This is a genomic window from Christensenella sp., assembly GCF_034927525.1.
In the GTDB taxonomy this organism is placed as follows: Bacteria; Bacillota; Clostridia; order Christensenellales; family Christensenellaceae; genus Christensenella.
Genome location: NZ_JAYFPU010000329.1, coordinates 1 through 21447 on the forward strand (window position 1 = coordinate 1; position 21447 = coordinate 21447).

The 21447-nt window shown below is 50.4% G+C and carries 23 protein-coding genes and 1 tRNA gene; 17 read left to right on the forward strand and 7 right to left on the reverse strand.

Going from position 1 to position 21447, the window contains the following annotated elements:
• From VB081_RS13215 to VB081_RS13225, 3 genes are all read left to right on the forward strand, one after another.
• Positions 1 to 236, forward strand: a 236-nt coding sequence (locus VB081_RS13215; RefSeq protein WP_323401248.1) for a hypothetical protein, incomplete at its 5' end; no start/stop codon positions are given.
• A 1-nt stretch (position 237) separates the two neighbouring features.
• Positions 238 to 633 (forward strand): DUF5640 domain-containing protein, encoded by a 396-nt coding sequence (locus tag VB081_RS13220; protein WP_323401249.1) that lies wholly within the window; start codon positions 238 to 240, stop codon positions 631 to 633.
• A gap of 119 nt (positions 634 to 752) precedes the next feature.
• Entirely contained in the window at positions 753 to 1181 is a 429-nt protein-coding gene (locus tag VB081_RS13225) for a hypothetical protein (RefSeq protein ID WP_323401250.1), read from the forward strand.
• A gap of 141 nt (positions 1182 to 1322) precedes the next feature.
• On the opposite strand, the gene VB081_RS13230 is transcribed toward VB081_RS13225, so the two are convergent.
• Positions 1323 to 1411, reverse strand: a tRNA-Ser gene (locus tag VB081_RS13230).
• Between the two features lie 102 nt (positions 1412 to 1513).
• On the opposite strand from VB081_RS13230, the gene VB081_RS13235 reads away from it, so the two are divergent.
• From VB081_RS13235 to VB081_RS13250, 4 genes are read left to right on the forward strand one after another with little or no spacing between them, the layout of a single operon-like run.
• Positions 1514 to 1924, forward strand: coding sequence for a hypothetical protein (locus tag VB081_RS13235; RefSeq protein ID WP_323401251.1), 411 nt, complete (start codon positions 1514 to 1516; stop codon positions 1922 to 1924).
• The gene (gene tadA, locus VB081_RS13240; RefSeq protein ID WP_442872724.1) at positions 1890 to 2363 is read left to right on the forward strand and encodes a tRNA adenosine(34) deaminase TadA; all 474 of its coding nucleotides are present in this window, start codon (positions 1890 to 1892) and stop codon (positions 2361 to 2363) included. The genes VB081_RS13235 and tadA overlap by 35 nt, the downstream gene beginning before the upstream one ends.
• 11 nt (positions 2364 to 2374) lie before the next feature.
• Positions 2375 to 2563: a DUF6485 family protein gene (locus VB081_RS13245; RefSeq protein WP_323401253.1), complete on the forward strand. Its 189-nt coding sequence runs from the start codon at positions 2375 to 2377 to the stop codon at positions 2561 to 2563.
• A 5-nt stretch (positions 2564 to 2568) separates the two neighbouring features.
• Positions 2569 to 3075, forward strand: a complete 507-nt coding sequence (locus VB081_RS13250; RefSeq protein ID WP_323401254.1) for a GNAT family N-acetyltransferase — start codon at positions 2569 to 2571, stop codon at positions 3073 to 3075.
• Here the strand turns inward: VB081_RS13250 and VB081_RS13255 are convergent.
• The gene (locus VB081_RS13255; RefSeq protein WP_323401255.1) at positions 3072 to 4148 is read right to left on the reverse strand and encodes a DNA recombination protein RmuC; all 1077 of its coding nucleotides are present in this window, start codon (positions 4146 to 4148) and stop codon (positions 3072 to 3074) included. The genes VB081_RS13250 and VB081_RS13255 overlap by 4 nt on opposite strands.
• A gap of 131 nt (positions 4149 to 4279) precedes the next feature.
• On the opposite strand from VB081_RS13255, the gene rlmD reads away from it, so the two are divergent.
• On the forward strand, positions 4280 to 5626 hold the full coding sequence (rlmD, locus tag VB081_RS13260) for a 23S rRNA (uracil(1939)-C(5))-methyltransferase RlmD (protein WP_323401256.1): 1347 nt from the start codon (positions 4280 to 4282) through the stop codon (positions 5624 to 5626).
• Here the strand turns inward: rlmD and VB081_RS13265 are convergent.
• Positions 5623 to 8223 (reverse strand): cation-translocating P-type ATPase, encoded by a 2601-nt coding sequence (locus tag VB081_RS13265; protein WP_323401257.1) that lies wholly within the window; start codon positions 8221 to 8223, stop codon positions 5623 to 5625. The two genes, rlmD and VB081_RS13265, sit on opposite strands and share 4 nt — an antisense overlap.
• A gap of 277 nt (positions 8224 to 8500) precedes the next feature.
• Here VB081_RS13265 and VB081_RS13270 point away from each other — a divergent pair, with 277 nt between their 5' ends.
• From VB081_RS13270 to VB081_RS13285, 4 genes are all read left to right on the forward strand, one after another.
• The gene (locus VB081_RS13270) at positions 8501 to 9214 is read left to right on the forward strand and encodes an alpha/beta hydrolase (RefSeq protein ID WP_323401258.1); all 714 of its coding nucleotides are present in this window, start codon (positions 8501 to 8503) and stop codon (positions 9212 to 9214) included.
• 119 nt (positions 9215 to 9333) lie between these two features.
• Positions 9334 to 10278: a tetratricopeptide repeat protein gene (locus VB081_RS13275; protein ID WP_323401259.1), complete on the forward strand. Its 945-nt coding sequence runs from the start codon at positions 9334 to 9336 to the stop codon at positions 10276 to 10278.
• Positions 10266 to 11210, forward strand: coding sequence for a DUF4037 domain-containing protein (locus VB081_RS13280; RefSeq protein ID WP_323401260.1), 945 nt, complete (start codon positions 10266 to 10268; stop codon positions 11208 to 11210). Before VB081_RS13275 ends, VB081_RS13280 begins: the two co-directional genes overlap by 13 nt.
• A 9-nt stretch (positions 11211 to 11219) precedes the next feature.
• Positions 11220 to 11825 carry a DUF4125 family protein gene (locus tag VB081_RS13285; RefSeq protein WP_323401261.1) on the forward strand — a complete coding sequence of 202 codons (606 nt, stop codon included), beginning with the start codon at positions 11220 to 11222 and terminating at the stop codon, positions 11823 to 11825.
• 50 nt (positions 11826 to 11875) lie between these two features.
• Here the strand turns inward: VB081_RS13285 and xylB are convergent, their stop codons facing one another.
• The gene (gene xylB / locus VB081_RS13290) at positions 11876 to 13417 is read right to left on the reverse strand and encodes a xylulokinase (RefSeq protein WP_323401262.1); all 1542 of its coding nucleotides are present in this window, start codon (positions 13415 to 13417) and stop codon (positions 11876 to 11878) included.
• Positions 13418 to 13696: 279 nt separating this feature from the next.
• Here xylB and VB081_RS13295 point away from each other — a divergent pair, with 279 nt between their 5' ends.
• From VB081_RS13295 to VB081_RS13305, 3 genes are read left to right on the forward strand one after another with little or no spacing between them, the layout of a single operon-like run.
• Positions 13697 to 14665 (forward strand): sugar-binding transcriptional regulator, encoded by a 969-nt coding sequence (locus VB081_RS13295; protein WP_323401263.1) that lies wholly within the window; start codon positions 13697 to 13699, stop codon positions 14663 to 14665.
• Between the two features lie 15 nt (positions 14666 to 14680).
• Entirely contained in the window at positions 14681 to 15745 is a 1065-nt protein-coding gene (mutY, locus tag VB081_RS13300; RefSeq protein ID WP_323401264.1) for an A/G-specific adenine glycosylase, read from the forward strand.
• A gap of 33 nt (positions 15746 to 15778) precedes the next feature.
• Positions 15779 to 16975, forward strand: a complete 1197-nt coding sequence (locus VB081_RS13305; protein WP_323401265.1) for an ATP-binding protein — start codon at positions 15779 to 15781, stop codon at positions 16973 to 16975.
• A 71-nt stretch (positions 16976 to 17046) separates the two neighbouring features.
• Here the strand turns inward: VB081_RS13305 and VB081_RS13310 are convergent, their stop codons facing one another.
• Positions 17047 to 17940: a radical SAM protein gene (locus VB081_RS13310; protein WP_323401266.1), complete on the reverse strand. Its 894-nt coding sequence runs from the start codon at positions 17938 to 17940 to the stop codon at positions 17047 to 17049.
• A 116-nt stretch (positions 17941 to 18056) separates the two neighbouring features.
• Entirely contained in the window at positions 18057 to 18692 is a 636-nt protein-coding gene (locus tag VB081_RS13315) for an HdeD family acid-resistance protein (protein ID WP_323401267.1), read from the reverse strand.
• A 264-nt stretch (positions 18693 to 18956) separates the two neighbouring features.
• Between VB081_RS13315 and VB081_RS13320 the strand changes: the two genes are divergently transcribed.
• Both VB081_RS13320 and VB081_RS13325 read left to right on the forward strand, forming a co-directional pair.
• Entirely contained in the window at positions 18957 to 20450 is a 1494-nt protein-coding gene (locus VB081_RS13320; protein WP_323401268.1) for a sodium-dependent transporter, read from the forward strand.
• On the forward strand, positions 20447 to 20950 hold the full coding sequence (locus VB081_RS13325; RefSeq protein ID WP_323401269.1) for a hypothetical protein: 504 nt from the start codon (positions 20447 to 20449) through the stop codon (positions 20948 to 20950). Before VB081_RS13320 ends, VB081_RS13325 begins: the two co-directional genes overlap by 4 nt.
• A 12-nt stretch (positions 20951 to 20962) precedes the next feature.
• Here VB081_RS13325 and VB081_RS13330 read toward each other — a convergent pair.
• Positions 20963 to 21447, reverse strand: a 485-nt coding sequence (locus VB081_RS13330; RefSeq protein WP_323401270.1) for a DUF2812 domain-containing protein, incomplete at its 5' end; no start/stop codon positions are given.

Consider the following 21447-nt stretch of genomic DNA (forward strand, 5'->3'; position numbering starts at 1 on the left):
TACTCGCTATTGTACTTACATTTACTCCCGCTTCCATCGTTGGGTTGATCCTTGCGATACTGGGTATTGTATTCTCTGCCGTTGCTAAAAAGAAGGAAGGGAAAAGCGGCCTAGCCACCGGCGGGTTAGTGCTTTCTATTATCGCATTGGTGATATGGATCATCGTCATCGTTATCGTAGGAGCATTATTCGGCGCGGCTGCAGGAATGCTTGGGTCATTAGCCGGACTCATGTAGTATGAAAAAAGCAACATTATTGAGAGAGAATGTGAGTATGAAAAAAGTATGCTTACTGATAGTCTGCGCTATTTTGGTTCTGTCCGTTTTTACGGCCTGTGGAAAAAAAGCAGAGGGCACAATAAATGAAGAGGCACAATTTTTGGTCGGCGACTGGGACGGTGAGCCATGGATGAGTGAGGTCTGGACTTTCAATGAAGATGGAACCGGACATAATGAAAACAGCATATTTCCTTACGATTTAGAATATGTGTACGACGACGGTGTATTGGAAGTGTATGAGTATTTAGGATCGCTCAAAAGCGATACTCCTGTCAATTATGCTGTAACGATCAACAGCGATAACCAAATTGTGCTGACCGATGAAGATGGATATGAATATATTCTGACAAAATAGCAGTTGTGACTTATTTGATATGAACAAGACGAAAATGATGATTAGAATACAGTGGATGTCCGGATAATAATATTCGGTATGTATTCAATCAAAACCTAAAAAAAGAAAGGAGCTTATTTATGAAAACAAAAAGAATATTGATTATTGTTTTGGCTATGGTGCTAATGGTTGCGCTGAGCGCCTGCGGCCAAAAAGCGGACACCAATGCTTCGGCTGAAACCGAAACAAATGCAGCAGAGGCTGATGCAGGCATTGATTTGAAAGGCGAGGGAAAGCAGGTGGTTTCTGAGGATCGTGCAACTGTGGAACAGCTTCAGGCGGCGCTGGACTGGCAAGAAGGAATGGGCGATGAAAAATTCAAATTGACATATGAAGATTACAAAGCGCAGATAGGTTGCGACGCGAGCGAATATGAATGGAACGGCGCTGCTAATTACGGAGCATATTACTGGTATGCTTCTGATGACGAGTCTGTTTCACTCACCCCTGTATTCAAAGATGGGGATGGTACGCTGTTTGCGGGCGGAAGCAAAGGTCTTAGTTTTTAAGATGGATATTACGACAAAATAGCCTATTGACACAGAAATGAGCAGCACAGCGCCTTAAAAAAGTTGTTTATCAAAATAAAAAACAAATGCGACCACTTCGCCCAAGAAATATGGGCCGTTGGGGTTCGCATTTGTTCCTATTGGCGGAGAGGGTGGGATTCGAACCCACGTGGAGTTTCCCCCAAACGCATTTCGAGTGCGCCCCGTTATGACCACTTCGATACCTCTCCATGTGACGTTATTTATTTTACCAAAGACGCGATATAATTGCAATATCAATGTCAAATCTGTATAATAAATGATGCCCGACAAGAATAACACAGGAGTTTTTTATGAAGCGATCTTGCCTCGTCATATTGCTGCTTTTCACCGCGATTATCTGCTTTTCGTGCAGTCTTCCTGTGGTGGAACAATACGATAATTTTCTCGCCGATCTGGATGTCGAAATGCGCCTCGATATGTGCATGAAGCAAATACACGACGAAAATCCTTCCGCGTATACGCGCGCAGATTTAAAAACGATACAGGAAGACTTAGCTACCCTCAACATTTCGGATCAGCGCGTCACCGAAATCAACCGGGTATTCACAGATACCGCCAAAGAGCTTCAGCAAAGCGTAAAGCTGTTTGACGCAGAGGATATTAACGGCGCGAAAAAGAGCTATCAAAAGGCATATGATTTGCGTATGCAGGCAAAAGATCTTCTCCATGAATTACACGAAGGAGGGCCGCCCAGTGTCTGATGAAGAATATATGCGGATCGCCATCGACGAGGCCAAAAAAGCAAGTGCTATCGACGAAGTGCCCATCGGCGCACTGATTGTAAGAGACGACCAGATCATTGCCCGCGCCCACAACCTGCGCGAAACCGGTCGTTCCCCGCTTGCCCACGCCGAGGTTCTTGCCATACAACAGGCCTCCGAACACTTAGGCGGCTGGCGGCTTTTGGACTGTACTCTATACGTCACGCTGGAGCCCTGCCCCATGTGTGCAGGCGCGAGCATCAACGCGCGCATCCCACGCATCGTCTTTGGCGCATACGACAAAAAAGCCGAGGCGTTCGGCACATTGTACGATCTTGCAGAAGGTAAACTAAACCATAAACCGCAAATAACCGGCGGCGTGTGCGAGGATGAATGTGCCTCCCTGTTGTCCGGCTATTTCAAACAGAAAAGAAAGTGAGGCTGTTTCTGATGGAATGTAAAAAAGAAAAAAACATGGATCATTGCACCTGTACCTACAACTGCTCAAGGCGCGGTATGTGTTGCGATTGTGTGATGCACCACCGTCGCGCGGGCGAGATCCCCGGCTGCTTCTTCACGAAAGAAGGCGAAGCAAAATATGACCGCAGCATCGAAGCATTTATCAAGGATCAGAGATAAAAGCAATGGCAAAGGTACGCTTGAAAAAAATCAGCAAGGAGCGTGAATTTCTGATGGTCGCAGACCTCGCGCACGAAATCTGGCGCGAACACTATGCCGGCATCGTGAGCGCCGATCAGGTCGAATATATGCTCGAAAAGTTCCAGAGCCCGTCAGCGATCAATGCCGCCGTCACGGGCGAGGGCTACGAATACTACCTGATCCGCAAGGGTCTTGTGCCCATCGGCTATGTAGGCATTCGCGCACACCAGCCGCAGGGCAAGCTGTTTTTGAGCAAGTTTTACATTTTAAAGGAATACCGCGGACAAGGTCATGCGCGCGATGTGATTACCGAGCTGTCAGAAATGGCAAAGGATATGCGCATTCCTGCCATCTGGCTCACTGCGTCCAAAAAGAACGCCTCCTCCATTGCTGCATACGAGCATCTCGGCTTCCGAAAAACAGGCGACGTGTGCAACGACATCGGCAACGGTTTTGTCATGGATGATTACGTGTTCGAGATGGAAGTCTAGTCTTCCGTATCCTCCCATTTTTCGGCGTCAGAAAGCCTCGTCTGTATCTTGGCCGAGCGTTTTTGTACTGCTTCCAAATGGTTTTGCGCCGCGCACAGCGAATTTTGCGTTTTTTGCAGCAGCAGCGCAAACTGTTCAAATTCCGCTTTGATCGCCGCTATCATATCAATGATCAATGCAGAATGCTCCTTGATAGACAACGTCTTAAATCCGGTCTGCAGGCTCGTCAATAACGCACTCAGCGTGGACGGCCCCGTGACCATTACCTTATATTTGTTCTGCAACTGTTCGATCAACCCTAGCCTGATCACCTCAGCATACAATCCCTCAGAGGGCAAAAACATGATCGCAAAATCTGTCGTTTTTGGCGGGCGGATATATTTGTCACTGATTTTTTTGGCTTCTGCGACGACCGCCGTAACAAGCTCTTTTTGCGCAACGCGCAGCGCCTCCAAGTCACCCGCTTCCATCATAGCAAGCACGCGCGCATACCGATCCATCGGGAATTTAGAATCGATGGGCAGCAGTGTCGCCCCGCCTTCCTCGCGCGGCAAACGAATCGCGAATTCGACCGCGTTGTCCCCTTCTATTTTCACATTTTCTTCAAACTGCCCCGGAACCATAAAATCGGCAAGCAGCCTGTAAAGCTGCACTTCCCCCCAGATACCCCGTGTTTTCACGTTGGACAGGATATTTTTCAGGTCGCCGATCCCGCTCGTCAGCGCCCGCACCTCGCCCATGCTCTGGTATACCTGCTGCAACTGCTCATTCACGCGCGCAAACGATGTAGAAAGTCCGCTTTTAAGCGTCGTATCAAGCTTCTGGTCTACCGACCGCTGGATCTCTGAAAGCTTATCCTCCACCGTGCGGCGCAATATCTCCACGCTCGTATTGTTCGCGCCCGAAACCTTGTTCATCGTGTCCAGCATCATATTGTAAAGCAGATTGAACTGGTTGGTAAGCTCCAAGCGCTGCCGCGCCCCATCGTCCGTCTTCTTTCCCTGCCGTACCAAAATCACGATGCACAGCACAGCGATCGCGATCAAAGCGATCCATATCAAGTTTTCCGTCATATACAAACACCTTCCTTGATACCATCATACCACGCCCGATATCAAAACAAAGTACACGCGCCAAAATTTCTTCTGTTTTATATATGCTTCTGCTATAATAGAACCTGTAAAAACAGGACGGTAGGAGACATATGAAAAAAAACGATAGCATTGAATGCGAGATACACGACTTAGGAACGGACGGTCAGGGAATCGGCAGATACGAAGGTATGACTGTGTTCATAGATGGCGCGCTGCCGGGTGAAACCGTGCGTGCAAAGCTGATCGCGCTCAAAAAAAATTATGGTGTCGGCAAGCTTGAGGAAGTGCTCACCGCTTCCCCTATGCGCGTTAAGCCACCCTGCCACGTGTTTGGCAAATGCGGCGGCTGTACCTTGCAGCACCTTTCCTATGCCGGACAGCTGCAATTCAAGCACGATCATGTCACAAGCTGCATCCAGCGTATCGGCGGGCTCAATGTCCCCGTCAGCTTTCCCTTGCCTGCGCGGCACGACTACCGCTATCGCAACAAAGCAGCATTTCCTGTGCAGCAAAACGGGCAACAGGTGGATATCGGTTTTTACGCGGCACATTCCCACCGCATTGTAGATGTTGACGACTGCAAGATACAGCCATCTGATTTTCATATCGTCATGTCACAGCTGCGCGTATGGATCGTCAAGAACAACATCAGCATTTACGACGAAAAAACGCATACCGGGCTTCTGCGGCACATCATCCTGCGCGAAAACAAGGAAGGGGATATCATGCTCGTCCTCTGCATCAACGGCGAGGATATCCCGCACAGATCGCATCTCATCATGCTGTTCGAATTTGTGCTTCCGCAGGTAAAGTCCATCATGCTCAATAGCAACACAAAAAAAACGAATGCGATCCTCGGCAAAAAATCCGTATGTATCCACGGACGCGATCATATTTACGAAACGCTCGCCGGCCTTACGTTCAAGCTGGGCGCGCAAAGCTTTTTGCAGGTCAATTCCGCACAGACAGAGGTGCTCTATCATACGCTGTTTAAAATGCTGGAACTTACAGGCGGCGAAACCATATACGACCTTTACTGCGGCGTAGGCACCATATCGCTCGCCGTTGCACAGCACGCCAAGAAAGTGATAGGCGTAGAGATCGTTGGACAGGCAATAGAAGATGCAAAGTTCAACGCACGTTTGAACGATATCGAAAACACAGATTTTCTCTTGGGCGACGCCTGCGCGCTGCTGCCCAACCTCATCAAGACCCACGGCAACGCCGACGTTGTGATCGTCGACCCGCCGCGCAAAGGCCTCGACGAGTCTTTGATACGCACGCTCGCAGCCGCTGAAATCCCCAAAATCGGCTATGTTTCGTGCAATCCTGCAACGCTGGCGCGTGATCTTAAGTTGTTTTGCGAGCTCGGCTACACAGCAGGCCTCATCCAACCGGTCGATATGTTTCCCCAGACCGCGCATTGCGAAGTTGTCACGGTTTTGACACATTCTTAAATGCGTCCAAACTTTCCAAGCGCTTTTTGCAGTTCCACAAACAAAAGCGGTATCACTGACAGCCCCACCACAAGCAACCACGATTTCCAGCCGACACTCACCAGTCCAAAGACTGCTCCAAGCGACGGTATCGCCACAAGTAGGACAATGATAACAGTTCCAAGAATAGTCGTTGCAAGCAACGCTTTATTGCCCGTAATCCCTATTTTAAAGATCGATAAGCTGCTCCGGCAGTTATACATATGGATGATCGTTGTAAATCCAAGTACAATGAACGTCATCGCCTGAATGCTTTCGGCACTCTGTACGGTCCCCGCGTTCCCCAAATAAATGGGGATCAATGTCACGATTGTAAATACAATGGATATCACGATTATTTTACCCAGCAATCCCTCATTGAAAATGCTGCTTCCCTTTTTGACAGGCGGCCGTTTCATAATATTGGGGCCGGCACGCTCCACACAAAGGCTGAATCCGGGAATCCCGTCTGCCACAACTTTAATGATCAGCAGCTGTATCGCTGTGACCGGTGCGCCCCATCCAAAGATAAGCGAACACAATACGATCAAAATAGCGGACACATTACAGCCAAGCATTGCATACAGTGACTTTCTGATGTTGCTATACACCCTCCGTCCCTCTTTGACCGCTGTTACAATGGTCGAATAATTATCGTCTAAAAGGATCATATCCGCCGCTTCTTTCGCTACATCCGTTCCCGACCCCATCGCGATGCCAACATCCGCCGCTTTTAGTGCTGGCGCGTCATTGACGCCGTCCCCCGTCATTGCCACCACTTCCCCTCTTTTTTGCAACGCACCCACGATCCTGATCTTATCTTCCGGAGACGTCCGTGCAAAAACGGTGTATCTGCTGATCGCGTTTTCCAGTTCCGCGTCCTGCATAGCGTTCAGTTTACTTCCGTCCATCACCTCGCAGCCATCCTGCAATATGCCAATACTTTTTGCAATGGCTTTTGCCGTATCCAGATGGTCGCCTGTAATCATGATCGTTTTAATCCCCGCCTCGGCCGCAATTTTAACCGCATGCGCGCTTTCTTTTCGTGGCGGGTCGATCATCCCTACAAACCCACAGAAATGCAGTCCTCTCTCCAACTCGTTCTCCGTCAAGTCCTCCGGCAGTTCACGATAGGTTTTATAGCCTGCCCCGATGACCCGCAAGGCTTGAGACGCGAACTGGTCATGAATTTTTTCCGCTGCCTCCCGCGCTTCTGCGGAAATCTTCAGTGGCAGCCGGTCAAACGCACCTTTTGTAACCGATACATATTCCCCGCCCTTTTTATATACCACCGTCATTCTTTTCCTTGTCGAATCAAATGGTATTTCGTGTACTTGCTCATACTGCGCAAGGATATGTTCAGCATTTTCAAGCTTTTCTGCCGCCAAGTTCATGATCGCGATTTCAGTCGGGTTCCCAATGTTCTTGTCCTGCCCAAGCGTCACATTTCCAGCGAGAAGCATCATCTCCAGCAGTTCTGTTTCGCAGTCGCCAAATGGCTCCTCCGCCCCTTTCGCGCTGCCGCCAACTGCCCATATTTGCTCCACCGTCATTTTGTTTTGCGTCAATGTGCCTGTTTTATCCGAACAAATAACAGATACATTTCCTACCGTCTCAACGGCGACAGGCGTGCGTACAATGGTATTCTTTTTTGCCATATTTTTGATACCGTACGACAACGAGATCGTCACGACCACCGGCAGTACCTCCGGAATAGCGGCGACCGCCAAAGAGATCGCCACCATCAGCATATTGTCGAGCGGATATCCCCTGACCCACCCGATCGCCATTGCACACAAGGCCGCGCATATCGCCACAACGCTAAGCACTTTGCCCAATTTTTGCATCCTGACCTGCAGCGGAGCCAACTCCGTTTTGCTCTCTCGCAACAAAGAAGATATCTTCCCTATCTCCGTGCGCATACCCGTCGTCGTAATCACGGCAGTCCCTTTTCCACCAACGACCAGCGTCCCGGAAAAGACCATATTCCGTTTATCGGCGAGCGTATCGTTTTTGCCGGATACGTAGGTGGCATCCTTAAAAGCCGGTTCGCTTTCGCCGGTTAATACAGATTCATCTGTAAGCAGGCCGAACGCTTCCATCAGCCGCGCGTCCGCCGGAACCCTGTCCCCCGTCTCCAACACTAAAATATCGCCGGGCACCAGCTGATCCGTATCGACCGATTGTATTTTCCCATTGCGTACAACCTTGCTCGTGCTTACGTGATATTCTCTCAAGGCGTCCATCGATTTTTCTGCTTTTCTCTGTTCGCGGATCGACAGAAAAACATTCAGCACCACGATCCCCAAAATGACCAGCGGCTCCGTAAAATTATCCGGATGTGTCGTATAGGCAGTATACGTTGAAACTGCCGCCGCAACAAGCAGGATAATGATCGTGATGTCCTTTAAAGATGCGCGCAGATAATCCCACCATGTCTTACGCCGCATGCTTTGAAGGACATTGCTTCCATATTCATCTCGGCTTGCGATCACCTCTTTTTCCGTCAACCCCCGCACCGGGTCAGTTTTCAAGATTTGTAACAGTTCTTTTGTTTGTGCCGACTCAAATGCTGTCAATTTCTCATGCTCCTTTCAAAAAAAAGAGCCAACGTGATTGACCATAAAGCCTAAGGCCAATCTCATTGACTCAATAACGATCCATTCCGGCGAACGAATCATTACGATCTATTTTATTATGTGCTCCCTATCATATCCAAAAACAGTACCATTGTCAAGCGCTCTCCGTCTCGCACGCGTTAAAACAAGTTACCGACGCTCTTTCTTCGCTAAAAGCGATTGCTTAAATCCCGCCTCTGTTGTATAGTAATACAAAATACTCACGGAGACGACACCCATGCAAAACATACCCACTTTGCAAACGCAGCTTCTCATCGAAGGTATTCCCTCCATTTTATGGGGGCAGCCGTCCGAAAAATTATGGATCGCTGTGCACGGCAACCTGTCACACAAGCAAGATACGGTGATCCGTCTATTTGCCGAGCAGGCCGTATGCGCGGGTTATCAGGTTCTGAGCTTTGATCTTCCCGCACATGGCGAACGCTCAGCAGACGATTTTTGCGGTATTGTACAAAGTCTGGCAGACCTTCGCACGATCCTTGCCTACGCAAACCAGCACTATAAGGATGTCTGCCTGTTCGCGTGCAGCATCGGCGCCTATTTCAGCCTGCTTACCTACAGCGGCGAGCCGCTCAAAAAAGCACTGTTTTTATCACCTGTTGTCAATATGCAACGCATTCTCTATGATATGATGCGTGCTTTTGACATAAGCGAAAAACACCTGCGCGAGGAACGGCACATCCCTCTTTCCGGCGCTCCCGCGCTTGACTGGGATTATTTTTGCTACGTAAAGGAACATCCCATTGCTGATTGGCCTATTCCCACGGCCATCCTGTGCGGCGAAAAGGACGAGCTGTGCGCATGTGACACGACGGCCGCATTTGCGCAAACCTTTGGCAGCTCTATCAATGTCCTGCCAAATTGCACACATTTTTTTCATACCCCGCAGCAGCTTAGCGCCTTTTGTCAGTGGCTTTGCCTTCACATTTGACCATGCCCTCCCTGTTGTCATTTTTTTGTATCGGCAGTATAATAGAAGCAAAGAACCTTACTATTTTCACATCATTTTACATATGTAAAATTTCTTGCAAAGACAAAAGGAGTATTATTATGGAAAACCCAACGCAAAGATTTTTTGAGGAACTCGACGAACAATATGCCGCCGGAGATATGGAAAAGGTGGAGCGTTTTTTACAGACCAGCGCCACTTCCTTTCGCCCGTGCTGCGGCGGTTTTAATGCAAACTATCTCGCCGTACTGAGCGAAATGGGAGGCTTTTACCGCGGTACCAGCAAATATACTGCTTCCGTGGAAGCGTTTTGTGCCGCCGGAGAGGTCATCACCGAATTCATTGGCAAAGACAGCATGGAATATGCCACCAACCTAAACAATCTCGCGGGAACATACCGCCTGATGGGCGAATACGACAAATCCTCAAAGGCATTCGAGGAAGCTATGGAAATTTACCGGAATACGGTAGGCACAGACAATTACCTCTTTGCCAGCGCACTCAATAATATAGCGCTGCTGCATCAGGATACAAAAAACTACGAACAGGCTGTAGAATGTCTGCTCTCTGCCCTCAGTATTTTAGAAGCGCTTGGCAATGCAGATAACGACGTAGCGACGACTTACAACAATTTAGCCGCGCTTTACAACCGGCTGGGCGAAGACGCCAAAGCAAAGGAAGCGCTCGCAAGGGCGATCACCCTTTACGAAAGCCTGTCCGAGCAAAGCCCGCACTACGCGGCAGCGCTCAACCTGCACGCGGCATTCTTATATCGGGACGCTAAGTATGAAGAAGCCAAAGAAACTTATCTTAAAGTCCTGCCGGAGGTGGAGCGCTTCTTCGGGCGCAATATCGAATACGGCATCGCCTGCGATAACCTGCGCCGCGTGTATGAAAAGCTTGGCGACAACGTACAGGCCGAAATTTACATGAAGCAAGCGTCAGATATCTATAACGCCGTCTACGGCAAAGACCACGAGATCAGCAAGCAGGCTGTCGCCGTGCTAAAAGAACTGGAAGCTGGAAGGAATTCATGTGGCCTATGAACGGACTTTCCTTAGCAAAGCAATATTTTGCGGATTGCGGACTGCCCATGATCCGGCAATCCTTTCCCACATACGAACAGCGGATCGCCGCGGGGCTGGTGGGCGAAGGCTCCGAGTGCTTCGGCTTTGACGATGACATTTCCCGCGACCACGACTGGGGTCCGTCCTTTTGCCTGTGGCTTACGGATGCGGATTATGAAAAAATCGGCTGTGCGCTTACAGATGCTTACAATGCCCTGCCCGGTGATTTTCTCGGTTTTTCCAGGCGCGAGGTAAGCGAATTTGGCGGCGGACGCGTGGGCGTTATGCCCACGTCGCATTTCTATTGGAAATATACAGGGCTCAAAACCGCGCCCACAACGCTTTTGGAGTGGCGGCGCCTCCCCGAAAACTATCTTGCTGTCGTGACGAACGGTGAGGTTTTTATGGACAGTTTAGGCAAATTCAGCGCGATACGTCAAAAACTACTCGCGTTTTATCCTGAGGACGTGCGCCTCAAAAAGATCGTTGCCCGCGCGGCGATCATGGCACAGTCCGGGCAATATAATTATGCCCGCAGCATAAAGCGAAAGGAATACGTTGCGGCACAATGCGCGTTATATGAATTTATCAGGGCCGCATTTTCTATGGTATACCTGCTCAACAAAAGGTATATGCCCTTTTATAAATGGGCGCACCGCGGCATAAAGGATCTTCCCGTTCTCAGCGAAACCTACGTGATGTTTTCTGATTTATGTGCCGACCGGTGCGATGGGGATGCACACGCAAAGCGCGAAAAGATTATTGAACAGCTTTGCACACTTGTCATAGCAGAGCTCAAACGGCAGAGTCTCACGGATTCCAACAGCGATTTTCTACAGGATCATTGCACGCAGATCATGCAGCGCATCAAGGACGAGGATATCCGCCGTCTTCACATACTGGCGGAGTAAGGAGAAATAATGATTGTACAACAGATTTTAGATATAGAATGGAAGATGTTTGACTCCGTAAACAATATCGGCGGACGGGCCTCCTGTCAGGATGACCAGAAAACCTTTACCATCCAGCGCGGCAGCCAGCTGCGCGCATGGAACGACGATATGCTGCACAGCTATCTTGATGACCTCACCACCGCAGCGAGCGAAGGCCGCAACCTGCTTTCCGAAAAATACGGTTACATGATGGAGCACACCTCCCCCACAGAGTACGCCGCGATACAGGCGCAGCTTCCTCTTGTTTCGGCAGAAAAAAAAGCGTTGATCGAAAAAATCGCCGCCGTGCAAGTCGCCTGGCTGGAAGATTTGTCCGCGCGCTATCCACATGTCACGGGCAACGGCCGCCCGATCCATCAAAATGAGGACAGCGTCTACGGCACCTCGTTTGAGACCTATTTAAAGGGCGAGCTTGCCTCCTATTCACAAAAAACGCTGCAATACTATGCTTCGTATGTAGCTGCCCTTCAACGCGAGCAGCGTAATCTAAACGAACTCATCTTAAAAAACACTTGCCTTGCCTACGGCTACGCGTCCATCGACGACGCGGAACAGAAAATGTCTGTCCGTTAAAAAAGAATATAAGAAAAGCGCAGCCTGTGTGAAGCTGCGCTTTTTTATTTCTACAAATATTTCTCAACAATGCCCGCTTGCTTGCCATACATATCCCGAAGCACCGGATAAAGCTCCCTGTACGAGCCATAATAATCGTTGTACCGCTTCACGTTTTCCGCGATCGGCTCGGTGACGCTTGCCACCTTCACCAGCTCGCCGCACGCCTCCTCAATGCTGTCAAAGTGTCCTGAACCGACAGCCGCCATGATCGCGCCGCCCGCCGCAGGCCCTTCTTCCATGTTCATCGTGAGCACGTTCGCGTTATAGATGTCCGCCTGCATCTGCCGCCACAGCTCGCTCTTCGCACCGCCGCCGTTCGCACGCACTTCGTTCACATCAATGCCAAACTCGCGGCATATCTCGATCGTGTCACGCAGCGCAAACGTCACGCCTTCCATCACACTCCTGCACATATCGCCAAGGCCGTGACGGTACGAAAGCCCAAAGAAGGTCGCACGCGCGTTCGGATCAGAGATAGGCGTTTTCTCCCCGTTGAAATACGGCAGGAACGTAAGCCCCTCGCTGCCCGGTGAAGATTGCGCCGCCAGCTCCGTCATGTAGTCATAAATATCCTTGCCCTGCGCTGCCATCGCCGCTTTTTTATCGGCAAACAACACATCGCGCACCCATTTGAACGATCCGCCCGCCGTCAGCACGAGGCCTAAGAAGCACCATTTATCCGGCACAGAATGCGCCATCGTCATCAGCGCGCGCTTTTTCGTATCGATAAGCGGCTCGTCAGTGCATCCAAACACCACGCCGGACGTGCCGATCGTCGCACCGATCACGCCGGATTTCACGATGCCCGTTCCTACGCCGCCAGCCGGTTGGTCTCCGCCGCCCGCGACAACGGGAATGCCCGCGCAAAGTCCCCATTCCGCAGCGATATCAGCAAGCAGCTGTCCCACGACCTCCTGCGATTCCACAAGCCTCTGCGGCACAATATCCCTCGAAATAGATAGCTTATCAAAAATATTGTCCGCCCACTTCCGGTTCGGGACGTCCATCAAAAACGACAGCGAAGCATCGCTCACTTCCGTCGCCACCTCGCCCGTCATCCGGTAACGCAAATAATCTTTTGTAAACAGTACGGTATGTATCCTCTCATAAGCGGCAGGATTGTTTTTCCGCACCCACAAAAGCTTGGGCGCCCAAAAACTGTTAAGGCAAAAGTTTGCCGTCGTATCCAGCATTTCGCGTTCGGATATCAGCTTTTCGATGTCGTGCACTTCCTCCTCGGCACGCTGGTCGAGCCAGATCATGCAGTTGCCGATGGGGTTCATGTTCTTGTCCATCAGCGTGCTGCCCTGCATCTGTCCGGAAAAACCGATGCTTGCGACTTCCTTGCCGTGACCGCTTTTTTCTACAGCCAGCTTCACAGCACGGCTGCATGCGTCCCACCATACAAGCGGATCCTGCTCCGCCCAGCCCGGATTGGGCGTCACAACATCGCATTCGTGATAACCGATCCCGCTGATCTTTCCTGTTTCATCAATGATCATTGCCTTGATGCCGCTCGTTCCCGCATCAATACCCAAAAAGTACTTCATTCTACTTCGCTCCTTTGATCGTTTGCTATGTTTTTGTATCGTGATTTTACATTTGTAAAGCCTGTTTACTTAGTTGTGTACAGTATTACGCTAACATCTTTTTTTTTATCTGTCAATGCCTTTACAACGCATGATTCTATATCCTCACAAATGTGTTATAATTCCCTGTGCGGAATGCGTCTCTCTTGTTGACAAGCACCCCTGAAAAGCATATGATGATATTGACAAACATAAAATCTATTTACAGTTGTAAATCCATAACAAAAGGGGATCATCATTATGTCGCTATCATCAGAAGAACGCTATTATGTCAAATTAAAAGCGTCCTACCTATATTATAAGGAAAACAAAACGCAGGCAGAGATCGCCGAGCTGTTCAACATCTCGCGTCCCACGCTCATCAAGCTGCTAAACGACGCAAAAAAAGAAGGCATTGTCACCATCGAGGTACACGATACCCGCATGGGCAGCCATCACATCGAGCTGGAACAGACCCTGCGCAAAAAGCTTGGTTTAAAGGATGTAAAGATCGTAAGCGCAAGCGGCACGAGCAAAGAAGCGGTCAACCTGAGCGTCGGCGCGGCGGCGGAGCAATACCTCACCAATCTGCTGCGTTCAGGAATGACAGTCGGCCTCGGTTGGGGACGCACGCTCGAGATCATGGCACGCTACATCAAGCCGCATCCCAGCATTGTCGATCTGCACATCGTCTCCCTTCTCGGCGGCCTTGGCAGCACGAGCGCCGGAGACTATTCCATGTTCGCCAATTCCCTGTGCGAGATCATGGCCTCCAACTATTCAAGCGCGTCCGTTTCCATGATGTATTCTCCTCTCGTCGCGCCCAACGAGGTTGTCGCACAAACGTTCACCGATACACTTGCCGACACCTACGAGAAGCAGCGCGCACTCGACATCGCGATCGTCGGCATAGACAGCGATCCGGCGCATTCCACAACACTGGAGATCGAAAAACCCTTGCAGGCATTAGCGGACGAGATACGCGATAAAAAGATCGTCGGCAACGTTTGCTCCCGTTTCTATAATAAAAAAGGCGAGCTTTGCCCGCTCAGTATCGAAAGCAATATCCTCGCAATTTCCACGGACGATCTGCGCAATACCCCGGTCGTGATCGGCGCGGCCGGCGGAGAAAACAAAGTCGATTCCATCATCGGCGGCGCGCGCGCCAAACTGTTCAATATTCTCGTAACGGACGAGCATACGGCCCGTTCGATCGCTCTTGGTCGCTAAGGAGACATTTTGAATATGCTTTTCCCTCCGGTTGCGGATTTTTCCGCACCACTTCTCATATGGTACAAAAAAAATGCACGCATCCTGCCCTGGCGGGACGACCGGGCGCCCTATCGCGTATGGATTTCCGAGATCATGCTCCAGCAAACACGCGTAGAAGCGGTAAAACCGTATTTCGAACGCTTTTTGTCCGTGCTGCCTGACATTGCTGCGCTTTCCAATGTTGCTGACGAACAACTGATGAAGCTGTGGGAAGGTCTTGGTTATTACAGCCGTGCGCGCAATTTGAAAAAAGCCGCGCAAATGCTCATGCAGGATTTCGGCGGTAGCCTGCCCGCTTCCTTCGAACTGCTGCAAACGCTTCCGGGCGTCGGTCCCTATACAGCCGGAGCGATCGCTTCTATCGCGTTCGGCATCCCCGTACCCGCTGTCGACGGCAACGTCCTGCGCGTACTCTCGCGTATTGCCGCCAGTCCTGAAAACGTCAGCGACGCCAAGGTCAAAAAGACAGTGGACGCAACCCTTCGCCAGATCATTCCGCCTGCGCACGCAGGAGATTTCAATCAGGCGCTGATGGAGCTGGGCGCAACCGTATGCCTGCCGAACGGCATGCCAAAATGCGATATCTGCCCCGTTCAGAAGCTGTGCGAGGGCTATGCGCGCGGCATCGCCCATACCCTCCCCTTAAAAGATGCCAAAAAAGAGCGTCGTATCGAACAAAGGACTGTCTTCGTCATTTTGAACGATCACAAAGCCGCATTGCTAAAGCGTCCGCCGCGCGGACTACTGGCAGGATTGTTCGAGCTTCCCAATGCGGAGGGTGTCCTCGACGAGGCGGTAGCGCTTGCATGGCTTTCTTCCCACGGCATAGACGCTTGCCCACTCACGCAGCTTGGCGCATCGAAGCACATTTTCACGCATGTCGAATGGCACATGACTGGTTATCTCGTGCACGCCGCCTCACAGCCCGAAATTTTTTTGTGGCGCACACTTTCCCAAGTCGAAAACGACTGTGCGCTCCCCTCCGCGTTTCGTTTCTATACAAAAATCCTGCGTCAAGAGCTGGGTACCGTGGTATAATAAAGACATAAATCAAACGATACGAGGCATACTATGACTGATCTTGCAAACACTGCACTGCAATTACGTTCCCTGACCATTTTTCGCGGCCTGCTTAAAGGCGACGTGATCCGCGCGTTCCTTGCAATGACGGATGTCATGACCGCAAAGGATACCGGGCAAAGCGTTTCCCAATACGCGGCGTTTGCCGAAAAGCTGTACGCGTTTACACCCGATTTCGGCGACTACGTGCTGAGCGCAGCACTTAACGACGAAAACGTGTACCTGCTAAAATATGTGCGCGGCGAAAAGATCGACGCGTGCATCAGGCAAAGCCTGCAAAACGAATTGGATATTCTCGAAAAATTCAGTATGATCACAAGCAGCGACATCCAAAAACAGATCGGCTACGACGGTTTTTTAGCAGCGTGGACAAACACGCCTCACGATTTCACTGCCTCTTACCAACGGTATCTTGAAAACATCCACACAAACGGCTACGGCATCTTCGCCAGGCATCACATCTTTACCATAGAAGACCATGCGCTTGTCCCCGTGCTCCATCCGGACGAAACAAGCCTTAGCCAGCTGAACGGCTACGAATACGAACGCAAAAGCGTGGTAGACAATACGCTCGCGTTGCTTGATGGCAAGCCTGCCGCCAATGTGCTTTTGTATGGCGACAGTGGCACGGGCAAATCTTCTACGGTCAAGGCTGTGGCAAACGAATTTGCTTCCCGCGGCCTGCGGCTGATCGAGATCAAGAAAAACCAGTTGCGGGATATTCCGGCGCTGATGGACAGCCTCGGTAAAAACCCCCTCAAATTCATTCTTTTTATCGACGACCTGTCCTTTACAAAGGACGACGACGATTTTGGCGCACTCAAAGCGATCCTCGAGGGCTCCGTTTCCGCGCGCACCAAAAACCTTGCCGTATACGCGACAAGCAACCGCCGTCATCTTGTGCGCGAAAGCTTTTCCGACCGCGAGGGCGACGAGGTGCACGCAAACGATACCGTGCAGCAGCTGACCTCCCTCTCCGACCGCTTCGGACTGACGATCACGTTCTGGCGGCCAAACCGCGCGCAGTATCTTGCCATTGTCGGGCATCTCGCAACGTACTACGACGTAGACGTAAGCAGGGACGAGCTCTTCCGTCAGGCAGAAATCTACGCGCTCGAACGCGGCGGGCGTTCCCCCCGCGTTGCCAAGCAATTCCTAGAATACGTACAATCCGTCGGGTTAGATTAAGCACAAAAAACACCGTACTATATATAATAATACAGCATCTGTAACCGCTTATTATAGCGGTTTTTTCATTTTTATTCCAAAACCCCTGTCAAATCGAATGGTGGGATAAAGCTCTCGCTGGCGGCGGCTCCCTCCTGCAAGAATCCATTCTCAACGCCCAGCGCAAGTGCAAAATCGATCAGTCCGGCGTATTCCTCATCTGTCACCATCCGCCGCAACCCCTCGGGCAGCCGTTCTTTTTGCAGCGGCGTGTACTGGCTCATCAGGCTCAAATAGATATCGTCCCCATATGTCTCATAAAGGTAACGCACGACGTTTTTCGAATCTTCAAGATGCCCCGGCAAAAGCAAATGCCGGACGATCACACCCCGCCGCATCATACCGTCCGCATCAAATACCGCTACTCCCGCCTGCCGTACCATTTCCGCAATCGCGTCCTTGGTATGCGCCGCATAATCCGGCGCATGCGAATAACGTTCTGCGATCCCTTTGTCCATATATTTGAAATCTGTCAGATAAATATCGATCAGCCCGTCCAGCATCCGTAGCGTTCGTACGCTTTCATATCCGCTGCCGTTGTGCACGACAGGGATACCAAGCCCAGCCTCTTTTGCGCAACGCAGCGCGCGTGCGATGTGTGGCGTATAATGCGTAGGGGTCACAAGATTGATGTTGTGCGCACCCTGTTTCTTAAGTTCCAAAAATATTTCTGCAAGCCGTCGCACCGTGATCTCCGCGCCCGCTCGTCCGCCACTTAACTGCGCGTTCTGGCAATACACACAATGCAGCGGGCAATACGAAAAGAACACCGTACCCGATCCTCGCGTGCCCGAAATACACGGCTCCTCCCAGAAATGGAGCGCCGCGCGCGCTACCTTTATCTTTGCGCCTGCGCCGCATATGCCCTTTTGCCCCGCCGACCTGTCTGTCCCGCACGCACGCGGGCACAGCTGACATCTGTTCATTTGTTCTCCCTATTATAACCTGCTCTTTTTGTTTACTGCCTACAATTGGATTATACACTCAATAACAAAAAACAGGATATTCATTTTGAATATCCTGTTTTTTATTGATAAAACCATTATTTTTTATGCGCCAATTTTCCTGAGCATGCTTCGGCAAACAAAGCAATACCTCCTACAATAAGATAGATTCCAAAAATAAACTGAATCGTAAACCAACCTGCAATCGGTGCGCAAATAATAAGAATACCGAGAATCAAGTTGATGATACCACTTGCCAAATACCATCCTGAAGCGGAGTTTTTAGAATTCTTAAATGCCCCGTACGACGAAATTTGTGTAATTCCGCTGAAAAGAGCAAAGAAACCGATGATAAACGAGAATACTGCCAGCATGTCAAGTTTTCCCCAACGGGCTCCGAGTGCTTCAATAAGGATAAGGATACCAATTAGTGTAAAGATGATCCCGTTTGCAAGCGTCCATCCATTTCTGTGATCGGCGGGCGTTCTAAAATAAGCAAAAATTTCGAAAACACCAAATATAATGAAGCCGATTGTAATAAGATAGCCAAGTCCAACTGCTGCTGCGACGGGAGTTGCAAAAATGAGTATTCCTATAACAACCATACAAATAGCAACAATAATACCAACGGTTTTATTGCCGCCCACCACCTTGTTCGCTATATCGTTTACATTTGCTCTAAACTTTGGCGATTCTTCATTCGGAGTCTGTGGATCGTTAGCTTGTTCGTTCATGATAATAAATCCTCCTTAAGTAAATTAGTAACAACAGTTTTTCCATGAATCAATTTATTATTAAATACTATACACATGTAAGGATGAAGCAAAACAAATTTATCATCAGATTAGCATTCATCAACACTCCATCCCTAACCTACCCATAAAATTTTCTTGCAGGATCAATAATCCTGTTTGTATCAATATCGTTTCGTTCGATACAAACTATGGTATAATAAATCATATTCATGAAATGTCTTTTTATTGTAGGGGTATCATATTATGAAACGAGAAACATGGGGGTCTCGCTCCAACTTTATATTTGCCGCGATCGGCAGTGCCGTCGGCCTCGGCAACGCATGGCGCTTTGCAGGGCAGGTATACCAGAACGGCGGCGGCGCATTTTTGCTGCCGTACATCATCGCCATCCTCGCGATCGGCATCCCGATCCTGATGCTTGAGCTCGCCATCGGTAAAAAGTACCGTCTGGGCGCGCCCTCCGCCTTTGCCGCGATGAATAAAAAATTCGAGTGGATCGGCTGGGCGGGTGTCATCATCGCCTTTGTCGTCGCCGCCTATTATTCTGTTTTGGTCGCATGGGTGGTCAATTACATTTTTGCGTCCTTTACGATGGCATGGGGCAGCGATCCCGCCGGCTTCTTCAATAATACCATCCTCAACGTCTCGGGCAGTCCGGGCACGCTGGGCGGTTTTTCCATTCCCGTACTCATCGGCCTGATTATCACATGGGTCGTCGTTATTTTGAGTATGCGCAAAGGCGTTGAAAAAATGGCCAAGCTCATCAAGTGGATCGTCATCATCCCTGTCGTTTTGCTCGTCATCATGTGCATACAGGCAGTAAGCATGCCGGGCGCGATCGACGGGATACGCTACTACATCACGCCGGACTGGTCGGCGCTTGGCAATGCGGACGTATGGCGCGCCGCCTTCGGGCAGGTTGCCTATAGCATGAGCATCCTGTTCGCGCTGATGATCACCTACGGCAGCTTTCTCGATAAAAAAAGCGATATCCCCAAAGACAGCCTCGTCATCGGCCTGTCCGACATGGGCATCAGCCTGCTTGCAGGCTTCGTGGTATTTTCCACGCTCGGGTACCTGTCGTTTTCGAGCGGCACCCCCATCGCGGAAATGAACTATCAGGGGGTCATGCTCGCGTTTGTCACCTATCCGCAGGCATTGTCCGTTTTCCCCGGCGGGCAGGTCGTGGGCGTGATCTTCTCATTGATGTTTTTCCTTATGCTATTTGCGCTCGCGATCGATTCCCTGTTTTCCATCGTGCAGGCCGTGTCTACAGCGGTCTCCGATAAATTCACCATCAAACCGCGCAAAGCGCTCTATGGTACGTGTATCGCCTGCTTTGTGCTCGCGCTGCTCTTTGCGACAAATGCCGGGCTTTATTGGCTCGACATCGTCGACCATTTCGTCAACGAGGGCAATCTCCTGTTTATGGGCATTTTCGAGACCATCGCCGTCGGCTGGCTGATCGGTGCGGAGCCGCTGCGGCAGTTCATCAACTCCACTGCCGCTGGAAAGATCGGCAAATGGTGGAATTTCATCATCAAATATGCGTGCCCCGTCGTGTTCTTCTTCCTCGCGGGCAGCTTCCTGTATTCCAACATCGTTTCACCGTATGGCGGGTACGAATGGCAATACCTGATGATCGGTGGCTGGGCGCTCATCATCGCCACCTTTGTGCTGGCGCTCATCATTCCCAGGCTCACGCGTAAGCGGAAAGGAGCAGAAATACAGTCATGAATATCCTGCAGCTCGTGCTTCTTATCGTCACGGTCGCCCTCATCATACAGGTCGTCGTATACGCTGCAAAGCACGACTACGTCAAACAAATAGACTGGGCAGAACCCTTTACGCTCCGCTATCCCAAAATTTTTCTCTGGATCGCCATTGTATTTTTTGCGGCCATTGGTTTTTTGCTTCTCAATATGGTCATCTGGCAGGACGTGCGCCCGTTTGCCGTCATTTTGCTTGCCGTACTCGCGGTGTGCAGCCTTCCGGCGCTGCTGCTCGCGCTGCGCTGGAAGATCGAAGTGAGTGAGGAATACCTCGTCCATACGCCTGCTTTAGGCGGCAAAAAGCAGATCTATTACAAGGACATCCGCCACGTTTTGGTCACGCCAAAAATCGTCGTCATGGATACAACATTGAAAAAGCTCAAATTCATTTCCGGCGTCTATTATATGGAGGACCTGCTGTTCCGCCTGCGCGAGAACGGCGTGGATATCGACCGGCAGCCGTAGAAGCTGCCTTTTTTATTGGTCGCGTTTTTTGTATATCTTTCGCATGAATACAGAAAGCGCCACCGTCAGTACGGCAAGGATCGCGATGGAAATGAGCCCGTCCTCCCAATCCCCAAGGCTTTTCGGCTGCACAAGAATGCCGTAGCATACGGCGATCACAACGATCGCCGCCACCATCAGGGCAATCAGGCATTTAAAAACCAACAATATGTTCCCGCTTCGTTTTTCCCTGCTGGCCGCATCGGTAAAGGCTTCCGGTCGTTCGCTTGTATATTCCTTCCTCCACACATAAAGGCTCGCCATTTTCCCTACCAGCTCCCAGCCGAACGCCTCATATGTCTGCTTGTAATCCTTAGCGGGCAGCGCGTGCAGGTCTACCACATAGCGGTACTTCCTTGGCTGCGTTTTGTGGAATACCATGCGAAAAGAATCGCTTTGTTTGATCCGTTCCACGTTCCATCCCTCCGCCGCCATTTTTTCCATATGGTTTTCAAAAT